At 37.0% G+C, this 2,117-nt stretch carries 3 protein-coding genes; all 3 read right to left on the reverse strand.

Annotation, left to right across the window (positions count from 1 at the left end; all coding sequences use genetic code 11):
- Positions 1 to 189: 189 nt before the first annotated feature.
- Genes Q5Y71_RS16650 through Q5Y71_RS16660 form a run of 3 tightly spaced genes read right to left on the reverse strand, consistent with a single transcriptional unit; the run spans position 190 to position 1,705 of the window.
- Positions 190 to 732, reverse strand: coding sequence for a hypothetical protein (locus Q5Y71_RS16650; protein WP_306043203.1), 543 nt, complete (start codon positions 730 to 732; stop codon positions 190 to 192).
- Positions 733 to 770: 38 nt separating this feature from the next.
- Entirely contained in the window at positions 771 to 1,295 is a 525-nt protein-coding gene (locus tag Q5Y71_RS16655; protein WP_306043204.1) for a hypothetical protein, read from the reverse strand.
- 53 nt (positions 1,296 to 1,348) lie between these two features.
- Positions 1,349 to 1,705: a hypothetical protein gene (locus Q5Y71_RS16660; RefSeq protein ID WP_306043205.1), complete on the reverse strand. Its 357-nt coding sequence runs from the start codon at positions 1,703 to 1,705 to the stop codon at positions 1,349 to 1,351.
- Positions 1,706 to 2,117 lie beyond the last annotated feature (412 nt).

Here is a 2,117-nt window from a genome sequence, read left to right on the forward strand (position 1 = left end):
CTTGGCTGACACAGAGTTTTGAACACCCTCCCTTTGGCTATGCAGTATAGCAAGATACCGGTTTCATGTATACAGGCTGAGTATAGAGCATAGGAAAAGTAACAGAAAGGAACGCTCATCTAACAATTTGCAAATGACAATTAAATCCGAGAAGAGAAGAAGACCCTATAATAATCGGTCGGGAAGCAGTCAAAAACAAATCCTGGGAAAGCATATTTCAAGGCTATATTGACCACAAAAAAATTGCCTGATATCTGTATTCCATATGCAGAGGCTATCTAGTAAAAGAGGATCACCCTGTATAATTTTTTCCACCGCCATTATTGAGCTGTCTGATTCTGATGCTATCGTTAAACCTGGTAAGAATGGGGTGGTAGACTGAGAGCCAAACAATGCAAGTATGTTATAAACTTCTGTAGCAGTTGGGCCATAGCTAAGCATACTATAATCAAATCCAGCAAGCCCTCTCTTGGTGAATACTAAACTATTAATGAATAGCTCTCGCTCTATTTCCGACAGAGCATTCAAAGGGCTATTTTCTATCGGAGTAATTGCCAAATAATTTTCCAATTCTTCTTGGTTTTTTATTGGTGCTGACAAAATATCCCTTTCTCTTTTTTTTATCCAAAATTCTTCAGTATTTTTTAACAAGGCATCCAGGGAAAGCGCCTGCTGAGACAGAAGAAAAGATACTATTGCAATTGCAGAAATAGTTAACGTGTATGCCTTCATATTTTGAATCTACTTCATTTAAAGAATATTCATTGCCTTTAGGTTTTTGATATTGGTTTTCTGAAACGGTTTAAGCCAATATTTGCCAGAGCACTATCCAGTGCTATAGGTTCCCCCTCTCGTGGCCAGCCGACAAATGATTGAACGAAATCACCATCTAAAAAGAAATAAAATGCTGGGGTTCCTATATTACTGCGCAACACTGGCGATGGTGGTTTAACATTCATTAAACCTGCGGGTAGTTTCGGATATCTTAGTGACCAGCGCTCGAAATGCTCAGTATACAATTGTCCTCTAGGTTCGGTGAGCCAATAAGAGTATTCAGAAAAGATTATTTTCAATTCTTCATCGCTACTAATATATTTGGCAGCTGAATTACAAAAGCTGCACAAAGGCGTTGACACAACCAAAATAAACGGACCATGTTTCGGAATACTAAAAGCACGCTCTTTAAGAGACTCCTTACTGATATCCCAAATTGTAAGCTGATCAGATGCCAACTTCGTAACCCTGTGAACCTTAGGGACCATTTGTAAGAAATCAAATTTTTGCTCTTCGACCATTTTTCTAGCTAACTCAAATTGCCGAGTGGCAATATAGGCTTCTTGTAAGGCAACTAAATGACGTTTTTTATCAAGTTTTTTTGCTTTAAGTGACTTAATGCTTGACTCATGTCATTGACATATTCGATCTCTGGATCGTAAGCGACGGCGCGATTTATAGCTTGAAACAAATATTCCAAGTCAATCGCGCTAAGATTTTTCAGATTTTCATTGCTCAAAAATGGTTTGAGATTATTTGAATAAAAGTAATTGGATGATTTCTTTTTGTTTAAGGCCCCCCTTGTACTTTCATAGACTTCGTCTATCTGATTGTAAATGTTTTTTATTGATGTATCGACATTCGCCCAATTCTCAATGGATATACAAAAAAATAATAATGATGCGACAAACGCAATAAATTTCCTTTTCATTTAAATTTCTCGCCGAATATCCCTGCCGAGCCAGTTAGAAGAAGCTGAATCAGCCCTGATTTTAGATTGTGGGAATATCAAAATATTATATTTGCTTTAGAATAGATTCGCTGCCGCCTTAAATCCTCGCCCAGTAATGCAAAGATTTACGATAACATTTTCCCAAATACTAAAAACAGACTGTAGGAAAGCAGCTCTTTAATGGAGTGAAAAGACAAGAAAACTGTTGGATAGGATCATTCCATCTACATTGATGATCTAGCAGGCTGCTGAAAAAGTCCCTTTAACGAAATTTTTACCTTAACTCTTATAAAACCAGAAAATTCAGAGCCTACAAAACAAGTGTTTTTTTGATTCTAAAACTTCAAGATGATGATGCTTTAATTCAAAATCCGAGTTTTTCAGCAGCCTG

The sequence above is a fragment of the Microbulbifer sp. 2205BS26-8 genome (assembly GCF_030731025.1).
In the GTDB taxonomy this organism is placed as follows: Bacteria; Pseudomonadota; Gammaproteobacteria; order Pseudomonadales; family Cellvibrionaceae; genus Microbulbifer; species Microbulbifer spongiae.

Excerpts from the sequence above, each read along its gene's own strand:
- Q5Y71_RS16650 (WP_306043203.1), bottom strand. The coding sequence starts at position 732 with ATGAAGGCATACACGTTAACTATTTCTGCAATTGCAATAGTATCTTTT.
- Q5Y71_RS16655 (WP_306043204.1), bottom strand. The coding sequence starts at position 1,295 with ATGGTCGAAGAGCAAAAATTTGATTTCTTACAAATGGTCCCTAAGGTT.
- Q5Y71_RS16660 (WP_306043205.1), bottom strand. The coding sequence starts at position 1,705 with ATGAAAAGGAAATTTATTGCGTTTGTCGCATCATTATTATTTTTTTGT.